General features: G+C 66.2%; 10 protein-coding genes and 1 pseudogene. 7 read left to right on the forward strand and 4 right to left on the reverse strand.

Features of this window, described 5'->3' with window-relative positions:
- Positions 1-318: 318 nt before the first annotated feature.
- From ACN27D_RS28280 to ACN27D_RS28290, 3 genes are all read left to right on the forward strand, one after another.
- Positions 319-618: a hypothetical protein gene (locus ACN27D_RS28280; RefSeq protein ID WP_421500436.1), complete on the forward strand. Its 300-nt coding sequence runs from the start codon at positions 319-321 to the stop codon at positions 616-618.
- A 103-nt stretch (positions 619-721) separates the two neighbouring features.
- Positions 722-886, forward strand: coding sequence for a hypothetical protein (locus ACN27D_RS28285; RefSeq protein WP_421500437.1), 165 nt, complete (start codon positions 722-724; stop codon positions 884-886).
- Positions 887-1,013: 127 nt separating this feature from the next.
- A complete protein-coding gene (locus ACN27D_RS28290) occupies positions 1,014-1,556 on the forward strand; it encodes a hypothetical protein (RefSeq protein WP_421500438.1) in 543 nt (180 codons plus the stop codon).
- A gap of 282 nt (positions 1,557-1,838) precedes the next feature.
- Here ACN27D_RS28290 and ACN27D_RS28295 read toward each other — a convergent pair.
- A protein-coding gene (locus ACN27D_RS28295; protein ID WP_085985943.1) for an IS5 family transposase occupies positions 1,839-2,665 on the reverse strand; the annotation gives its coding sequence in 2 pieces (ribosomal slippage) (positions 1,839-2,302 and positions 2,302-2,665; 828 coding nt in all).
- Between the two features lie 197 nt (positions 2,666-2,862).
- On the opposite strand from ACN27D_RS28295, the gene ACN27D_RS28300 reads away from it, so the two are divergent.
- A complete protein-coding gene (locus tag ACN27D_RS28300; protein WP_421501207.1) occupies positions 2,863-3,741 on the forward strand; it encodes an IS5 family transposase in 879 nt (292 codons plus the stop codon).
- On the opposite strand, the gene ACN27D_RS28305 is transcribed toward ACN27D_RS28300, so the two are convergent.
- Together ACN27D_RS28305 and ACN27D_RS28310 are read right to left on the reverse strand one after the other, a co-directional pair.
- On the reverse strand, positions 3,722-3,955 hold the full coding sequence (locus ACN27D_RS28305) for a hypothetical protein (protein ID WP_421500439.1): 234 nt from the start codon (positions 3,953-3,955) through the stop codon (positions 3,722-3,724). The two genes, ACN27D_RS28300 and ACN27D_RS28305, sit on opposite strands and share 20 nt — an antisense overlap.
- 261 nt (positions 3,956-4,216) lie before the next feature.
- Entirely contained in the window at positions 4,217-4,807 is a 591-nt protein-coding gene (locus ACN27D_RS28310; protein ID WP_421500440.1) for a hypothetical protein, read from the reverse strand.
- Positions 4,808-4,913: 106 nt separating this feature from the next.
- On the opposite strand from ACN27D_RS28310, the gene ACN27D_RS28315 reads away from it, so the two are divergent.
- The 3 genes and pseudogenes from ACN27D_RS28315 (at position 4,914) to ACN27D_RS28325 (ending at position 17,260) form a co-directional block, all read left to right on the forward strand.
- The gene (locus ACN27D_RS28315) at positions 4,914-15,860 is read left to right on the forward strand and encodes a LamG-like jellyroll fold domain-containing protein (protein WP_421500441.1); all 10,947 of its coding nucleotides are present in this window, start codon (positions 4,914-4,916) and stop codon (positions 15,858-15,860) included.
- 11 nt (positions 15,861-15,871) lie between these two features.
- Positions 15,872-16,600 carry a hypothetical protein gene (locus tag ACN27D_RS28320; RefSeq protein WP_421500442.1) on the forward strand — a complete coding sequence of 243 codons (729 nt, stop codon included), beginning with the start codon at positions 15,872-15,874 and terminating at the stop codon, positions 16,598-16,600.
- 238 nt (positions 16,601-16,838) lie between these two features.
- Positions 16,839-17,260, forward strand: a pseudogene (locus ACN27D_RS28325) (phosphotransferase-like protein).
- Between the two features lie 331 nt (positions 17,261-17,591).
- Here the strand turns inward: ACN27D_RS28325 and ACN27D_RS28330 are convergent.
- On the reverse strand, positions 17,592-18,086 hold the full coding sequence (locus ACN27D_RS28330) for a YfbM family protein (protein WP_366623002.1): 495 nt from the start codon (positions 18,084-18,086) through the stop codon (positions 17,592-17,594).
- Positions 18,087-18,199: the final 113 nt, after the last annotated feature.

Genomic DNA, 18,199 nt, shown 5'->3' on the forward strand with positions numbered 1-18,199 from the left:
CGAGCCGCACTCATTGCAGCGGAAGCGATGCTATCGGGCCGCCCTCGCAACGAGGGCTATGTCTGCCGTTGTCCATGCCGCGGCAGTATCCACGGCGACCATCGATGTTTCGGACATCAGGTGCTGCTGCTCCTTGATCAGGGGGTTATCCCGTTCGTCTTACAGTCCCATTCCAGATCGATGCCGCCACGGTGATACCTGCTGGTGAACCGCCTCGCCTCGTCCTGCCCGACGGCATGGAGGTGCGGGGAGCTCGTACCTTCTGCCGCGGTCTCGAGCTCCACGTCATCATCGGAACATCCTGGTACCGCACCGATCTTGGACTACTCGGCCAGCGCTTGGGGCTTCGACATCTCCTCGCTCAAGACCTCGTCGCCCGTTGCGGCTCGGGCACCCAGCGTGGGGCGCACGCTGAAGCACAATACGTGCGTGCAGTTTGACGATCGCCAACTCACGGCACGCCTCGGCGTCACCCTGGTTGATCAACTCGCGCATGGCGACCATTCGGTGGATTTCCGGGAACTCCAGGTCAGTGACGTCGGCGTCGACGGGCACATCGAGCAGCGAGTCGCCGGCAAGCCGACAGGCCGCCCCCGCCTCACCCCTGCTGAGGGGTGAGGCGGCTTCATCGCGCCCTGATCGGGCCAACGCCCGGAGCCGGGCAGTCAGCTAGCCGACAGCACCACCCCTCCGGCAGGTGCCCGCCGCTAACGTCCACCCGGTGAGCACCGAAGGTGTTGCCGGTCTCGTCGGACTCCTCGCTGTCGTCGGCATCGGCTACGCCTGGTTCAACCGCGACCGCAGCGACGACTACGACGGCGGCGGCTACGAAGAAGTCTGGTACGAGGAAGAGTGGCACTACGAGGAACACTGGCGCGAAGACTAAGCCCGCGGGGCTCTACGCAGCGATCCTCGGTACCCGGGCTTCCGCCGCGCAGTGTGGTGCGGCAATTGGCTATCGTCGCTCCATCCGCATAGCCTTGACGCTCTGAGACCCCGAAGGCGGTGGCGTCGTGCAGGGCAAGCAGGGCAGTGCGCAAAGCCTCGAAGATGTCGTTCCTGTGATCTCAAGTTGGGTCAGCGGCGCGCTAAGCGATTTCCGTGCGAGTGACCTGGACCTCTTGGATTACTCCGTAGGTGAGTGGTCCTGTGCCTTCCGAATTGCTGTCTACCTCGAGCAACGCGTTGATTCAAGATGGCGCGTTGACTGCGAATACGACAGGCAGGGGGTTCGCGGTCAGCAAAAGAGGCGGGGGCTGGACTCCGACGCCTCGACGATGCGGCCGGACGTTGCAATCCATCGGCGCGGGTCGAAGGATGTCCGAGACAACCTGCTGCTCATGGAGATCAAGAAGATCTGGGCGCCAGGTGGCGACCCTGACGACCTTGCGAAGATTCGCCAAGCCGTGTCTGGCGAACTCAAGTTTCAGTACCAGTTTGCGGCAGCCATCGGTCTGGGTGACTCGGGGTCGCGTTTCAACCCGACATGGACGCTGATGGCGGTCGGTGGTGTGGTGATAGTCGATGAGAAGCGCATCCCTGAGTTGACCAGCTGAGGGCAACGGACCAGGTTGTTTCTCGTCGAGGTGATGCAAGCGTCATCTCGTGGCGGGGTCATCGGTGGCATCGGGTACGAGCGACGCCCTCGATCAGACCAAGGTCAGGCCTGGGTGCCATAAGGGCCAGCGCCCTGAACAGATGCCGTCTCGGCATGTGCAGCGTTGAGTGCAGTGAGGGCAGGTGGGAACATGCTCGTATGGAGCAGGCGCGGGTGTGGTTCTTCCAGTCGAACGCCAAGCTGTACGACATTGACGCCGCGCTCACTGCTCTAAGAGCTCCTAACTCTTTAAGCGTTGGAGTCGGCGCCAGCAGATGATGGCGCAGGCGAGAGTGAGGAACGCTTCGTGGATGTCGTCGCGGATCTCCCAGCGGATGCGCAGGCGGCGGAACCAGTGCAGCAGGGCGATGGTCTGCTCGACGACCCAGCGTCGGGTGCCGAGCCCAGAGCCGTGTGGGACGCCGCGTCGGGCGATGACAGGTGTGATGCCGCGGGTCCGTAGCTCGCGGCGGTACTTGTCGAAGTCGTAGCCGCGATCGGCGTAGATGCGGTCGGGTCGCTGCCGGGGCCGGCCGCGGATGCCCTTGATGCGGGGGATCTTGTCGACCAGGGGCATGAGCTGGGTGACGTCGTGGCGGTTGCCGCCGGTCAGTGCCGTGGCGAGGGGGATGCCGCCCGCGTCGGTGATGACGTGGTGTTTCGAGCCTGGCTTGCGGCGGTCGACCGGGCTCGGACCGGTTTTGGGCCGCCCTTGAGCGCCCGGACGTGGGAGCCGTCGATCACCGCCCGGGACATGTCCAACTGGCCCGCGGCGCGGAGTCTGCCGAGCAACACCTCGTGCAGGCGCTGCCACACGCCAGCGTCGTTCCAGTCCCGCAACCGGCGCCAGCAGGTCATTCCTGAGCCGAAACCCAGCTCTTGGGGCAGGTACTCCCACGGGATCGCGGTGTAGAGCACGAACAAGATCCCGCACAGCACCTTGCGGTCATCGAGAGGCTTGCGGCCCGGGAACCGTCGCCGCCGGGGCGGACGGGGCGGCAGCAGCGGTGCGACCTCGGCCCAGAGTTCGTCCGAGACGACCCACGGCGGCTGCTCACCCCTCCTCACGTTCAGACAGAACGATCCTCGCGTCCCGAGGACACGCCCAACATCATTTCGTTAGGAGCTCTAAGGCGTGTTTCAGAAGTCGTGGGTGGCCGGTGAGGTCACGGCGTGGCGGTGATCGATAACTGAAGAGGTCTCCGGTAAACGGTTCAGCGACCAAGCTCGAACTTCATACCGGAGACCTCGTGGCCACCTTAGCGGTGACGAGGCGGCACGACCTCACCGACGCTCAGTGGCAGCGGCTTGCTGCGCTGCTGCCTGCCGCGTCGGTGAGGGGTCGTCCGCCGAAGTGGGAGAGACGGCAGCTCATCGACGGGATCAGGTGGCGGATCCGGATCGGGTCGCCCTGGCGTGATGTGCCGGCCGAGTACGGACCCTGGCAGACGGTCTACGGCCTGTTCCGTCGCTGGCAGCGCGACGGAACCTGGGACAGGATCTTGGCCGCTTCACAGGCGATCGGCGATGCGCAAGGCCGGATCGCCTGGACGGTCAGCGTGGACTCGATGACCAGCCGCGCACACCAGCACGCCGCAGGCGCCCGCAGAGACGGCCACCTGCAGAAAGAGCCACCCGGCGGTGTGCATGACGAACCCGCCGATCATGCCCTCGGACGATCTCGCGGCGGGCTGACCACCAAGACGCATCTGGCCTGCGAGCAGGGACAGAAGGTCCTATCGATGGTCGTGACCGCCGGGCATCGTGGTGACAGCCCGCAGTTCATTCCGGTCCTGCGCCGTATCAAGGTGACTCGTCTCGGAGTGGGCCGGCCTCGCACCAGCCCCCACCTGGTCTTGGCCGACAAGGCGTACACCAGCCGAGGCAACCGCGCCTACCTGCGCAAGCGTGGCATCAAGGCGTGCATCCCGAGCAAGAAAGACCAGGACGCCTACCGCAAAGCCAAAGGCAGCCGCGGCGGACGGCCGCCGAAGTTCGACCCAAACCTCTACCGGATGCGACACGCCGTCGAGAACGGCATCAGCAGGCTCAAGCGCCACCGCGGCGTGGCCACCCGCTACGACAAGTTAGCCGTCCGGTTCCAGGCCGTCCTGACCATCACCATCATCTGCGAGTGGCTCTGACCCGGCTTATGAAACACGCCTTAGTCCCAGAGCCGGTGGACCACCTGTCGTACTCGATCGTGATGACCCGCACACCGTCGCCGATGACCTCCGGGTGGACCACCACCCATTCCTGCAGGTCCTCGCGTTCCTTTAGCCCCGCCTCAGCCAGGGAGACGCGGACGGCGGGGGTCGCTACCGACCCCTCGACGAGATAGACCAGATCCTGCGCCATCGGCTCCCCGCATACGGCTTCTGTCGACTGACACCGAGCCTACCGGCCGGCTCAACCACCTCTTCCGAAGCAGTTCGGCTAAGAAGTATGGGCAGTTGAGACTCGAGTCTCACAGGCAGCCATCTGACCAGGGTTTCTTTGGGCGGTGATCTTTGGGCGGACCGAAGAGATTACCGGAGCAGCTGTGGGTGCCCGCTGAGGAGTTGTACGAGTTCAACCGGCACACCCTCGGGCCGATCAAGCCGCCCACGAGTTTCGTGGTCAGGACGCGGAGTCGGCTAGCGCGGTGACCTCATGCTTCAGGGCGGTACGAAGGTTGTCCGCAGCGCTGTCGCTGATGACGGTGATGTTGGCCGCCGTGGCGCTTCCGCCGATGGTGACGAACCGCACCTTGGGATAGGCGGGCGCGGCGGCCACGACGGCGTCGATCTGGGCGGGGCCGGTGGCTATGACGAGGCCGCATTTGCTGCCGGCCAGCGACGCGACGTGGTTTCGGGCGTTGTCGACCGTCTGCGGGCCGTTGACCGCCAGGTACTGAACCTTGACGAGGCTGGAGACCGAGGCTTCCTGCATGGCGGCCCAGACCGGCTTGGCCGCATCGTCGCTGATACCCGCGCCGTCGGTGAGCAGGCATGCGGTGGCGTTGAGGTATTCCCGCTGGCGGGGCTCGGGATCGGGCCACAGCATCCAGGTCGTTGCGACGGCTGCGACGAGGAGGCCCAGTGCAACCAAGGCGATGCGCCTCGGCCACCCGTCCGGCAGCCGGGCAGCCGGGCGCCGTCGGGGTGGCAGCTTCTGAAGCCGCCGTCGCCGGTTTGCTGCTGCTGGGCGCGGCCGTACGCGGTTGGACATCGGCGCACGTTAAGGCACCTGAGGTTCGAAAACAAGATCTTGCGCCGACGTCATCGGCAGGCGAGACTTCCCGAGCTGTTTGATCATCTTCAATAGTGGAGGGCCCATGAGGCGCCGGATCGCTGTCGTCACCACGTTGGCGCTGGCGCTGTCGTTGGGTGTGCCGCAGGGGGCGGTGCCCGAGCAGGGCGGCTTTCCGCTTCCGTCGCTGTCGTCGTGGTTCCGGCAGTTGCCGGCGTGGGCGGCCGTCACGGGCGTGCCGGTGCAGAAGTCGGCTGGTGGCGCTAAGAACCGCGACCACTACGTGTCGGCGGAGCAGACTCGGGCCGACGGCGGACAGGGCCGGGCGCCTGGTCGAGGGCGTGGCGCAGTCGACGCGGAGGTCCCGACCCCGGATCCGAAGAAGCCGTGGACGACGCCGGTGCTGTCCGGCGAGAACAGCTTCAACGAGCAGACCAGTAAGCGGGTGCCGCAGCGGTCGAGTGCGCGGTACGACGAGTTCCAGAACGCTGACGGTTCGTTCACGCGTCGGCTGTACGGAGCGCGGGTCAATTTCAAGGACAAGAGCGGCACCTACCAGCCGATCGACACGCAGCTGACCCGCCGGGACGGTCGGTGGGCGATGCGTGCCAACTCCATCGAGGTGGACCTGGCCCCGCGTGGTGCCGCGGATGCCGCCGATCCGTTGGCTTCGGTGACGACCGCGTCGGGTCATTCGTTGGCCTACGGGCTGGCCGGGGCGGCGGAGGTGCCGGCGATCGTCGATGGTTCCACGGCGACGTATCCGGAGATCCTGCCGTACACCGATGTCGAGCTGGACACCTTCGGTAACGGTCTCAAGGAGACCTTGATCCTCAAGTCGCCGATGGCGGGTAACCAGTGGGTCTTCCCGCTTCGGCTGAAGGGGCTGACCCCGCAGCTGCGGGCAGACGGTTCGCTCGCGTTGCTGAACGCGAGCGGCGATGTCGCGTTGCGGGTGCCGCAGGGCTACATGGAAGACTCCAACGTCCACCCCAGGTCCGGTGCGCCGGCCCAGTCGTCCGCTGTCACCTACGAGCTGATCACGGTCGACGGTCAGCCGGCGCTGCGGGTGACGGCAGACGCGGCGTGGCTGGCCGACCCGGCTCGCCGGTATCCGGTGCGAGTCGATCCATCGACAGTGGACACCTTCGACACCGGTGACGTCTTCGTCGACAACGATTCGAGCACGACCAACCACAACACCAACGATCTGCCGGTCGGCACCTGGAACAACGGTACGTCGGTCTCCCGCTCGTTCATTCACTTCGACGAGTTCGACAACAACGGGTTGGTGGGTACCCAGATCAGGGCAGCGAAGCTGTTCCTGTACCACACCTGGTCATGGAACTGCGGCGACAACACCCCGTTCTTCGTGCGGCAGATTCACGAACCGTGGACAGTCGATTCGCTGACCAACAACGCAGGCCTCGCCGCAGGCCCGACCTTCGGCACCGCGATCGGAACGTTGACGATCACCAACAACTCGCCGGCGTGCGGGAACACGTCGGGGGACCGCAGCGTCGGCAGATGGTGGTCGGTTCCGCTCGCGGTGACGACCTTCAACGCCTGGTCGACCCGGGACATCGGCAACAACGGCCTGGCGATCACCGCGTCGGAGACCAGTTCCACCGGCTTCAAGAGGTTCACCTCCGCCAACTACGGCGCGGCGTACAAGCCCTACCTTCAGTTGACCTACGACTCGAACGAGCCCCCTCAGGTCAACGAGCAGTACCCGGGCTACGGGCAGGCCACGCAGACGTTGACGCCGGAGCTGCTGGCCGACGCGCACGACCCGGACAAGTTCCCGAAGTCCCTGCAGTACAAGTTCATCGTCTACGGCAGCGACGGCAAGACCCAGATCGCCACCTCGAACTGGCTTACCAAGAAGTCGTGGACCGTGCCCTCCGGCGTACTCACCTGGAGTGAGTCGTACTACTGGACGGTGCAGGTTTCCGACGGCCTGCTCACCAACGCCGACGCCCTGACAAAGCACCTGCTGGTCACCCCAGTGCCACAGCCGTCGATCACCTCCGGGCTGTCGCAAAACTCGGGACGCGGGTTCGACCCGAGCATCGGCAATTACACCACCGCGACCCGGGACGCGATGGTGAACACGGTCGGCCCACCGCTGGAGATCGTGCGGTCGTACAACAGCATCGACCCGCGCAGTGGTCACGCGTTCGGTGCCGGCTGGTCGACCATGGCCGACGCCCATGCGATTGAGCGGTACGCCAGCGGAACCACCACCGTCAACACCGTCGTGGTGACCTACCCGAACGGCCGACAGATGGCCTTCGGCCGCAACGGCAACAGCACGTTCTCGTCACCAGCCGGGCGTACGACCACGCTCGCGACAGTCACCGGCGGTTACAAGCTTGTCGAGAAGGACGGCACCAGCTACGAGTTCCTGAGCTCCCAGGGCTCAGGCCGGTACGCGGTGACCAAGGTCAAGGATGTCTCCGGGCGAGCCCTGACTTTCACCTATACCAGCGGCCGGATGACCAAGATGACCGCCGCATCGGGACGGACCTTGACGCTGAACTGGGCCACCCCACCGGGGGCCAGCGCGCCGCACGTAACATCGGTCAGCAGCGATCCCGTCACTGTCAACGGTCAGACCACGCAGAACACGTGGACCTACAGCTATTCCGGCGACGCGCTGACCCAGGCCTGCCCGCCGACGTCCAGCACGCAGTGCCACACCTACAGCTACACCGGCGGCTCTCTCTACCAGACCGCGGTGAGCAACGCCCTGCCCCACTCCTACTGGCGGCTGACCGAGACCAGCGGTACGACCGCCGCGAGCTCGGTGCTGGAGAACGCCGGTGCCGACAACGGCGTCTACAGCAATGTGACCCTCGGGCAGCCCGGTCCGCTGGCGGCCTCGACGGCGACGGCGGCCGGTTTCAACGGCTCCTCGTCACGGGTGTCGGTGCCGGCCAAGCTCGTCGGCGACGCCTCCGCGCAGGCGATCAGCATGTGGGTGAAGACCTCCGGCGGCGACGGTGTCCTTTACGGCCAGTCCTGGGAACCGGCCACGGCGAGCGCCGCCAAGGGGGCTTACAACCCGACGTTGTACATCGGCTCGAACGGGAAGCTCGTGGGCGGTTTCCCCACCGCCCCGACGCCGGGCACCGCCATCGGCAGTCTGCTCGCGTACGGGCAGGGGCAATGCCTGGAGGTGCCCGGGAACTCGTCGGCGAGCAATGTTGTGCTGGCGCTGGGCCCCTGCACGGGGGCGGCGAACCAGCAGTGGACCTGGACCGCGGACCGGGAGTTGCGCGTGACCAGCGGCGGTTCGGTGAAGTGCGCGGGCGTGTCCGGCGGCGCCACCGGTAACGGCGCGGACGTCGTCACGTGGGCCTGCACCGGCGCGGTCGACCAGAAGTGGGACGTGCGGGCCAACGGCCAGGTCATCAACGACTACTCGTACAAGTGTCTGGACTCGGTCGGGGACGGGACCCAAAACGGTGCCGAGATGCAGATCTGGGCCTGCGGCCGGTTCAACCAGGCGGACCAGTCGTTCGTGGCGCGGACGCACAACCCGATGCAGTCACCGGCCAGCGTCGCGGACAACCAGTGGCACCACGTGGTGCTGTCGGCATCGGGCAACAAGCAGCAGATGTTCGTCGACGGCGTCCAGGTGGCGCAGCAGACCGGCATCGCCGTCCAGGACATGAGCCCGGTCTACTCGTATATCGGTACCGGGTTCCTCGGCGGCGGCTGGCCGAACCAGTCGCGCGGCAGTACGGTCAGCAATCTCGGCACGCCGGACCATTTCACCGGGTCGGTGGCGGAGGTGGCGCTGTTCGACACGCCGGTCACTGACCAGATGGTCGGTGACATCTACGGGGCCAGGACGCCGGTGACCCCTTTGACGGAGGTGCGGCGTCCGTCGGGCAACGCGACCGCGCAGGTCTCCTACGACGGCGTGACCGGCCGGGTCAGCCAGATGACCGACGGCAACGGCGGCGTGTGGCGTCCACTCCCGGCGTCCGTGGCCGGCACCACGAAGATCTATGAGAGCGCCGTGCTGGGCGGCGCGCCGTCGAACTACTGGCGGTTGGCGGAGACCGGCACGATCGACGCGGTCAATGAGATCAACGGGGACGTCGCCAGCTACAGCTCGGTCACGCTCGGCAGCGCGCCCGGGCCGTTCGGGTCGTCCGCCCCGGCGGCATCCTTCAACGGCACATCCTCTTACCTGACACTGCCGAGCACGGAGATCCCACCGGCGACGGCCGATGACCGTTCGATCGGGTTGTGGTTCAAGACCAGCAGCTCCGCTGGTGGCGTCCTGGCCGGATTCCAGACCAACGCGCTCGGGCAGGGCGGGGACGCCCAATGGCTTCCCGCGCTGTACGTCGGGATCGACGGAAAGCTGCGCGGCACCTTCTGCTACTGCACCGGCGCCGGGGCGATGACCTCGACCACCACGGTCAACGACGGCAAGTGGCATTCGGCGGTGCTGACCCGCACGGCGAACGGTCAGGCGCTGTACCTCGACGGCAAGCAGATCGCCACCAAGACGACGACATCGACGGAGACCCGCACCCTGGGCTACGGCTACATCGGCGCCGGAAAGATCAGCACCCACTGGCCGTCCACCCCGACGAACCTCAACGGCCACTTCAACGGCCAGATCGCCGAGGTCGCGTTCTACCGCACCTCACTCGACACCAAGCACGTCGAGACGCAGTTCAAGGCCCGGGACGCGGTGAAGGCCGCCGCCGTACCGGGAGTCACCTACACGGTGGTGCACCCGGACGACGCCCAGAGCAAGGACGTGCACGACCTGCAAGCCGGGCGCAAGGTCGCCGAGGTCGACGCACGCGGCTTCGCGACCCGATTCGGCTACAGCAGCAAGGGCTACCTGCGCACGGTCACCGACCCCAACGGCAACATGACGATCAACGAGCACGACGTGCGCGGCAACGTCGTCTCCACCACCACCTGCCAGGACAGGTCGGCGAACAAGTGCTCGACGAGCTACTCCACCTACTACCCGGATGCCACCACTCAGAGCCCTCCGGCGAACGTGCTCAACGACCGGTTGCTCGAGAAGCGGGAAGCAGGGTCGACCTCCGCGTCCGACAACACCTACCTGACCACCTACACGTACGACCCCGTCACCGGCAACCGCACCGCCACGACCGACCCGCTGGGGCGCAGGACAACCGTCGCCTACACCGACGGCACCACCGTCGCGGCGTTCGGCGGAGGATTCGCTCCGCCCGGCCTGCCGTCGACGATCACCAAACCGGGCGGTGGCGTGGTGCGCATCGTCTACTACACCAGCGGCGACATCGCCGAGGTGACCGACCCGGCAGGCCTGGTCACCCGGTACGAGTACGACCAGCTCGGACGCACCACCAAGGAAATCGACATCGTCGGGGGCGTCCCCCGCTCAACGACCGCCTTCAAGCACGACGCGCTGGACCGGGTGGTCGAGCGGACGGATCCAGCGACCACCAACCAGGTCACCGGCGCGACGCACACACCGGTCACCAACGTCACCTACAACGAGGACGGTCTACCCGTATCGGAGACCGTGTCGGACAGTACCGGCGGGGACGCACCGCGAACCGTGACCTACGGCTACGACAGCCACGGGAGGCGGGTGACCGAGACCGACGCCAACGGCAAGACGCTGACCCTCGGCTACGACCCGTACGGCCGGGTGCACCGGCAGACCCACGCCGACGGCAGCATCCTGCGCACCGACTACGACGCCATCGGTAACGAACTCGCCGTGGTGGTGGAGGACTACACCGGAGACCCCAACGATCCCTCGCCGCCGACGGATCTCGTCGTCAAGTCGATGGCGTATGACCCGGGCGGCCGCCTGGCGTCAGTGACCGACGCGATGGGCTGGAGGACGGAGTACACCTACACCGACAACAACCTGCTCGCCACGGTGACCCGGAGCGACCCCAGCACCGGCGCGTCGTTCACCCAGGAGAACAACAGCTATGACGCCGCCGGCAACCTGGTCTCGCAGATCACCAACAACGGCCTGACCAGGACCGATCGTACGTACGACGCGGCCGGCCGGGGCCTGACCGCGACTCTGAATCCGGGTGGACTCAACCGCACCACCAGCCACACCTACTCGGCCAACGACGACGTGCTGTCCACCGTCCTGACCCAGGGCGGCACCTTGGTCGGCGCCTCGGAGGCCCTGTACGACCCGCTGGGCCGGGTGCTGTCGAACACGACGTACACCGGCAACGCGGCAACGCCGGTCGGCCGGTGGATGCTCGACGAGACGACCGGCGGCAAGGCCGCCGACTCGACCGGCAACAACGCCGGCATGCTGCCGGCCAGCGGAGTCGGCTGGTCCACCGACCACGGCGGCTCGGCGCAGTTCGACGGCACCAGCGCCATCGAGACGGCGGGCCCGGCCGTGGACGCCACCGCAGGGTTCACCGTCGCGGCATGGGTCTACCTGACCGACGGCACCGCCAAGCACAAAGTCGTCGCCGCGCGGGGCGCGATGCAGGACGCCTTCTCCCTCGGCTTCGACGACGCCACCGTCGAGTGGCGGTTCAACATGAAGGACTCCGACACCACCAGTTCGCCGGGCAAGGCCGCCAAGACCTCAGCGGCCGGGCAGCTGAACACCTGGACCCACCTCGTAGGTACGTACGATCCCGCCTCCGGCACGATGAGTCTGTACGTCAACGGGGTGCTCAAGCACACCGCCACCGCCACCACGACGTTCACTCCCCGCAAGTCGATGCTCATCGGCGCCGGCACCTGGAACGGCGTGTTGGAGAACTTCTGGCAGGGCCGCGTTGACGACGTGCAGGTCTACTCGCGGCCGCTGAGCGGTAGCGAGGTGGGACAGGTGCGCTCCGGCGCCCTGCCGGCGGCGGACGCCCGGGTGATCCGCACGAGCTACACCCTGGACACCGACGGGTCGATCACGTCGACAACCAACCCGAACGGCGACACCACGTACGTCACGAACGACGAGGTGGGCCGCGCCGTGGTCACCACCTCTCCAGCGGCAAGCACGGTGGCGGGAGAGCAGGCGCCCGTCACCGCGGTGTCGACGGTTCGACTCGGCTACAACACCTTCGACGAGCTGACCGAACAGCAGGACCCCAACGGCAACGTGACAGTTGTCCGCTATGACGCCGCTGGCCAGCCGGTGGAGACACAACTGCCTGCCTACACCCCGCCGGGCTCGTCCACCCCGATCGTGGCCAAGACGACCAACGTCTACAACGCCGTCGGACAGGTGGTGTCCACGTCCGACCCACTCGGCGCGGAGACCTCGATCGTCTACGACCAGCTCGGTCGCACCGCAAAGGTCACCGCACCCGACGGCGGCGTGAGCCGCTTCGAGTACAACCTCAACGGCGACCTGCTGTCACAGACCGACCCGACCGGGGCGAAGGGCACCGCCACATACGACTACCTGGGACGCACCGTCACCTCCACCGAGGTGGTGCGCCAGACCGCAAAGGCCCACACGACCACCTTCGGGTACGGGACCGGACCGTGGCCGACGTCGATCACCTCGCCGACCGGCGTGGTCACGACGCAGGACTACAACACCGCCGGTGAGCAGACCAGCGTCACCGACGGGGCCAACAACACCACGACCACCCAGTACGACGGCGCCGGCCGCCCGATCAGGGTCACCGCCCCCGACCAGACCTACCAGACCATGGTGTACGACCTGGCCGGACGCGCGATCAACGCCAAGTCGTACTCGCCCGGCCCGACCAACGCGCCGGCCGACGACGTGCTGCTGCGGACGGTGTCCAACCAGTACGACGCCGCCGGCAACCTGGTAGCGGCCACCGACGCGCGGGGCACGACGAAGACGTTCGCCTTCGACGCGCTCGGGCAGATGGTGTCCCAGACCGAGCCGATCAGCGGATCCGACCAGATCGTCTCGACGTTCGGCTACGACCTGGCCGGCCGCCAGACGCGGTTCACCGACGGCCGGGGCAACAAGTTCATCACCACCTACAACCCCTGGGGCCTGGTCGAATCGCAGATCGAGCCCGCCACGACCGCCCATCCGGCACTCGCCGACCGCACATTCACCATGTCGTACGACGCGGCCGGCCAGCTGGTGCGACTGGACTCACCGGGCGGGGTGAGCGTCACCTCGGAGTACGACGACCTGGGCCGGCTGGTACGCAGCTCCGGCACCGGCGCGCAGACGACGACGGTGGACCGCACGTTCGACTACGACGCGGCAGGCCGGATGACGTCGTTCGTCGGTTCAGCGGGCCAGACCACCGTCGAATACGACGACCGCAGTCTGCCCGTGACCATCGGTGGGGTGTCGGGTGCCTCGTCCTACAGCTACAACGGCGACGGGGCATTGACCTCCCGCACGGACGCGGCCGGAACGACGTCGTACACCTACGACACCGCTGGCCGCCCCGCCACGGTGGTCAACCCGACCGCGGGGACGAACCTGACCTACGGGTACAACACCATGTCCCAGGTGTCGTCGATCACGCACGGCACCGGCGGCAACGTCCGGTCGCTCAGCTACGACGAGCTGCACCGCATGACAGCCGACGAGCTGAAGACCAGCGGCGGCACCAGCATCGCCAAGATCCAGTACGGGTGGGACCTCAACGACAACGTCACCTCGAAGACGACCATCGGACTCACCGGCGCGGCAGCCAACACCTACACCTACGACCTGGCCGACCGGCTGATCGGCTGGAACAACGGCACGAACCCCGTGGTGTACGCGTACGACAAGTCCGGCAACCGTGTTCAAGCGGGCAGCAAGACGTTCACCTACGACGCGCGCAACCAGTTGCAGTCGTCGTCGGACGGGACGAGCTACGAGTACACGCCGCGGGGCACGCTCACACGCACCAGGTCGGGCGGCCAGGACACGACCACCGTCACCGACGCGTTCAACCAGGTGTGGTCGCAGGGCGCGCCTGGCGGTGCGGCCTCCACCTACACCTACGACGGCCTGGGCCGGCTCATCCAGCCGAACCTGACGTACACCGGTCTGAGTAACACGGTGGCCGGCGACGGCGGCGCGGTGTACGTGCGCGACGCCACGGACGGGCTCGTAGGTGTCGCATCCGGCGGTACGCAGCGCTACGCCTGGACCGATCTGCACACCGACGTGGTGGGCGAGTTCACCGGCACAGGCACGGCCCTGACCGCGTCGGTCGCCTACGACCCCTGGGGCAAGGTCCTGTCCAGCACCGGGATGCTCGGCAAACTCGGCTACCAGTCCGAGTGGACCGACCAGGGCACCGGCCGAGTCAACATGTGGGCGAGGTGGTACAACCCAGAAACCGGCGCGTTCGACACCCGCGACGATGTCACGCTCAACCCCACTCCCAGCTCCGGGGCGGCGAACCGGTTCGCGTACGCGGAGGCGGACCCGCTGGGTAACACCGACACCACCGGACATGCGGTGGACGGCAAGTGCGGCCAATACGACTACGCGTGCGAGCTGAAGAAGTACGACGCCGCGATCGCCCAATACACCCGTGACCTCACCCAACACCAGCGAGACGTCAAGTTCGCCGGCGAGGAGATCGCCCGGCAGGAAGCCGACTACCAGCGGGCAGAGCGGGAGAGCCAAACCTCACTGTTCGACATCCTGCTCCAGGTCGGTGTCGGGATGCTCCTCGACATGATCGGCTGGACATCGCTGATGGGATGCCTCGACGGAGGCGTCTGGGACTGCATCGACCTCGCGACCAACTTCCTCGGACCGATCAAGGTATTCAAGATCGGTAAGTCGCTGTTCCGGGCGGTCGACCGTGCCTTCAGTGGGTACCGGATGTGGAAACGCATCGTTGAGGGCGCCCGCACGATGATGCGCCGCGCCCAGGACCTGATGAATCAGGCCCGAAAGCACCTCAACGACCTCATGCATAAGGTGCCCAAGAAACCCAAGCCTCCCAAGAAGAAGCCCAAGCCACCGGTCAAGCCGAAGCCCAAGCCGAAGCCGAAGCCGAAGCCCAAGCCGTCCAAGCCGGCCACGCCACCGAAGGCGAAGCAAGCGCCGAAGCGGCAGGAGAAGCCCGAACGGTCCTCGCCGAAGCAGAACCGGCCCGAGCACCAGCGTGACCGAGATCGTGTTCAGGACAACGAGCCGAAGGCGGCCGGATGCGACCGGCACAGCTTTGACCCGGACACCCGGGTCCTGATGGCCGACGGCACCGCACGACCGATCGCTGAGGTCAACATCGGTGACACGGTAGCCACAACCGACCCCGCCACCGGTGAACACAGCGATCAGCAGGTGACCCTGCTACACGCCAACCGAGACACCGAGCTGACCGACGTGACCGTGTCGGCAAAGCCTGCCGACCAGCCGGCGAGGTCCACCGGCGAGGGTGAAGGGGAACGCAGTACCCGCGGACCGACCGCGGCGGTTCTGCACACCACCGCGCACCACCCCTTCTGGGACGCCACCACCGGCGACTGGGTCGGCGCTGCCGACCTGATTCCAGGCGAGTCGGCCCTGGTCGGGCCCGACGGACAGATCCAGTACGTCACCGGCGTCCGTAACTTCACCGGCGCCAAGGTGATGCGAGACCTCACCGTCGCCATCACCCACACGTACTATGTGATCGCCGGCAAAGAGCCGGTCCTCGTCCACAACTGTGGGTATGAGCAGGAGGCGCGGGCGGCTCAGGATCGGGCGCAGGCGTTGAAGGATATGTGGACCGAGAGCACGGGATACAATGGTGGAACTGTCGCAGTTATCGGGGTCCGAAACCTTGATACCGGGGAGATCGTCAACCGAATCGCAGTAAATGGGAATCGGCGTATGCCGAAGTGGGTTATTGGTGCTGGTGAGGAGTTCCATAAGGGTCCCGGGCATGCGGAACAGTCGATCTTCAATAGTCTTGCTGACAATGAAGAGATCCTTTACGGCGGAACTTCTCGGAATGTCTGTAAGCGAATATGTGCACCGAACATGAGGCCGCGAGGTTTGCGACTCGATGGCGATGCATTCAGAGGTAATGACGACAAAACCGCGTTCCGAATGTTCTGGCGGACCTGGCGCTATTAGATGGAGTGAGGATGAGCTACGCAAAATATGCGGCAGGTTTTCCCGATGATGTGGACGTCGACAATTTGATCGCTGACGGTTCCAGGTTCCTTGAGGTTCCGGGTTTTTGGGCAGCGCATTATCTGAGTCAGACCATGGACGATGAGGCTTTCGTCGACAAGGTCTGGGGCCTTGATCGTGTCGCCGTCAGGGCCGTGCAGGATCGGCTCAGCGACCCGGGGACTTGGCCGGCTTTCGAGGTAGATCTCGGTGTGGGTGGAAAGCTCGTCGTCGTTTATCGGAACTTCGACGAAGATGCCGGTGTCGACTACCTGCTTGTTCCAAGCAACGAATCGGACTGTCTGAGGGTCGCCACGACCGAAGGGGAGTACGAGGGGCCCGGCATTTCTTGGCCGGAGTTGATGGCGGTGGCGGGCGGTTTTACTGATCCCGCACGGCGGGCCGAGGTTCTGCTGCTAATTGCGCCGATGCTCGGTGACGTCGAGGCGGACAGCCCTGCAGCAATCTCTCTGCTGACTGAAGCCTTGCGGCTGACCGGTGCAGTGGACAGCGTCGAGGAAATGGCTCGGTTGATCGTTTCGGAGAACCTGCAGTGGGAGCCGGCGAGCTGGTACGTGACCGAGTCGGGGGCAATCTGTTGTGACGGTGAGGCGAGTCCCCGAAACCCAGAGAGCGCATGTGCGCTGGAAGAATCGGAACTGATCGCGGTCTCAAATCTACTTGGCGGAGCGGACCGCTAGTTCGTTGACTTTGACAGGTTGCCGAGTCGTGAGTGGGAAGGCGAGCGGAGTAATTGGCTATCAAGCCATTGCTCGACTCCTCAGCACGTCTTCGTCAAGTGGTGTCGAAAGTCGCTCAGTATGTATCTAATGCTCTGACCGGGAAGGTTCACCGGGTTGTGGCAGGACGTGTAGCGTTCGCGGAAGTCCGTTTCGAGCGTTGCTGCGGTGCCTCTACTGTGGCGCGGTGACGACTGAGGTGATCGTTCTCAACGGTGGTTCCAGCTCGGGGAAGTCCGGGATCGTTCGGTGTCTGCAGGCAGTCCTGCCGGATCCGTGGCTGGCCCTGGGGACAGACACGCTGGTTGAGGCGATGCCCGCGTCCATGCAGGCATCGGATGCCGGATCGAGTTCGCTCCGGACGAACAGGTGATCGTCGAGCCGGAGTTCCGGACGCTGGAAGCGGCATGGATCGAGGGGGTCGCCGCGGTGGCCCGTGCGGGTGCCCGGGTCATCGTTGATGAGGTCTTCCTCGGCGGAGCGGACTCGCAGAAGCGATGGCAGAAGGCTTTGGGCGAACTGCGGGTGCTGTGGGTCGGCGTCCGATGCGACAGTGCGGTTGCCGCAGGCCGTGAGGTCGCACGAGGTGATCGGGTCATCGGCGAAGGCGCTACTGCGTAGGTCGGCCGATCGCCTGGTCGTGCCGGCCTCGCGGGTGGTGGCGGTGGCGCCGCACTGTCAGCCATCGACCCGGACATGCCGAGCAGACCGCCGCCCGGCGCGCCAGCGTAGGGGAGGACGTCCAGCTTCGCGGCGGTGGCGGGCCGGGCACCGGCCCGCTCCCCAGCGGGCGGGTCGACGGCAGACAGGACGGCGAAGATCTTCGGTGACCGGTGCGTCTTCATTGGGCTGCTTCTGGCGGGGCGCTGCGGCTCCAGGATGACCGGAGGTCGCCTGTGGCCGCAGGCTCTGTGGGTGGCAGCTGCCCAGAACCCCCTCTGTTGCGTCGAGGTTAGGTGATGGCCAGCAGCACGGCTTGGCCTTCTGCGGCTGCGCCGCGGTAGAACCGGCGCAGTTCGGTGTAGTGCGACATGAGGTAGTCGAGGGCCTCGGTGCTGTTCGTCCAGATGTCCGGGTAGATTTCGGCCGCAGTCATGGCGTCCGTGTCGTAGCGGACGCGCAGCACCTTCGCGTCGAGCGCGTCGAGCGCGGTCGCCACGGTGCGGACGGCGTCTCGGTCGAGCAGTCGAGGGCCACCATAACCGCCATCCTGGCCGACCTCGACACCGCCGAGGATCGCCGCGCCGGCGCCCTCACCGATCTGCCAGGCAGTGCCGGTGAGAAGGTAGTGGATGCCGTGCCATGACTTGTCCAGGTCGAGTTCCGGCTCGGGCATCTCGGCATCATCGTCGTCGAGGTCGCCGTAGAGCAGCGCGTCGACCGCCGTCGGGTCGGCGCGTACCACCGCCAGTTGCTCGGCCGACAACCTGCGCCCGATCAACACCATGCCCACGCAGCGGTCCTCTTCCCTGTCGGTGGCGCTTGTCCCCACGTTCAAAGGCCTCGTGGAGCGGACCGTACCTCAACCCGGTTCTGCGCCGACAAGACAGGAGCCGCGCG

The organism is Micromonospora sp. WMMD1274, assembly GCF_049179035.1.
GTDB classification, from domain to species: domain Bacteria; phylum Actinomycetota; class Actinomycetes; order Mycobacteriales; family Micromonosporaceae; genus Micromonospora; species Micromonospora tulbaghiae.